We start from the raw sequence: 1,001 nt of genomic DNA, 5'->3' as shown, positions 1-1,001 counted from the left end.
TAACGAGCTGGTGCACGGTAGGCGGTGAGGCGTCGAGGACTGCGGCGGGGCTCGGTGTTCACATCTGTGCTGAGGTCAGGTCCGCAGTTTGCTGGTGGGACAGCAGGCCGGCAACGGCTTGGACCATGTCGCTGATGTGTTCGCGGCGGCCGAGGTGGCGGGCCAGGGCCCGCCGGTTCTTCAAATGTGCGATGCCGTGCTCGACGCGGATGCGTCGGGAGGAGTGTGCCTTGCGTTGGCGCTCGTGCATCTCCTCGTACCAGTCCGGGGCGTTCTTCCTGAACTTGCGGTGCGGTGGCGTCACCACGCGCCCGCCGGTCTGGGCGCCCAGACCCTGGTAGCCGGCATCCGCAAGGATCTCCAGTGCTGGCCCGCCGTCCAGGAGCTTGACCAGCCCTAATTGGCGGGCATGGGTGATGTCTGCGCAGCTGCCGTGCTGGGCCGGACTGCAGAAGAGGACGCGGCCGTCGCCGTCCGTGACAACCATGGTCTTGACCGAATTCTGCTTGCTCTTGCCGGAGATGAACTTGTCCCGGTGCTTGCGCCCGGCGGCCGGGCGCCTGACGCGGATCTCGGTTCCGTCGATGATGCCGGTCTTCCCGCTGGTTCCGAGGTGGTCGACGACCTCGGCCAGTGTCCGCAGCCGCGCACCCGGGCTGATGGTGCACCCTCGCTCAGCGAGCAGGGGCCGCACCTCGCCGATGGCGCGGGTGATGGTGGAGCGGTCCACACCGAACCAGCAGGCCAGCACGTCATGAGTGACGGCATGGCGCAGATGCACGAGCGTGGCCAGGAGCCGGTCGACGAACACCAGCCGGTGCTTCGCGCCTGCGCCCACAGCCCGCTTCCGCAGCCTGGACGCGAGCTTGGCCTGGTGCCGTGCGTGCCACAACGGCCCTACTTCAGCGACGAGTTCAGCGATCACGTCAGCCGACAGGCCCGTGATCCTCCGGTCGCTAACGAGCACTGCACGAAACGCGTTCCCCACCCCACGACCATGA

At 67.6% G+C, this 1,001-nt stretch carries 1 protein-coding gene; it reads right to left on the bottom strand.

The window, feature by feature from the left end; genetic code table 11:
* Positions 1-58: 58 nt before the first annotated feature.
* On the bottom strand, positions 59-988 hold the full coding sequence (locus tag ABT070_RS46225) for a transposase family protein (RefSeq protein ID WP_351769374.1): 930 nt from the start codon (positions 986-988) through the stop codon (positions 59-61).
* Positions 989-1,001 lie beyond the last annotated feature (13 nt).

It is taken from the genome of Streptomyces sp. NPDC002884, from assembly GCF_040295245.1.
GTDB lineage: Bacteria > Actinomycetota > Actinomycetes > Streptomycetales > Streptomycetaceae > Streptomyces.
This window is presented reverse-complemented; position numbering and strand designations above follow the sequence as displayed.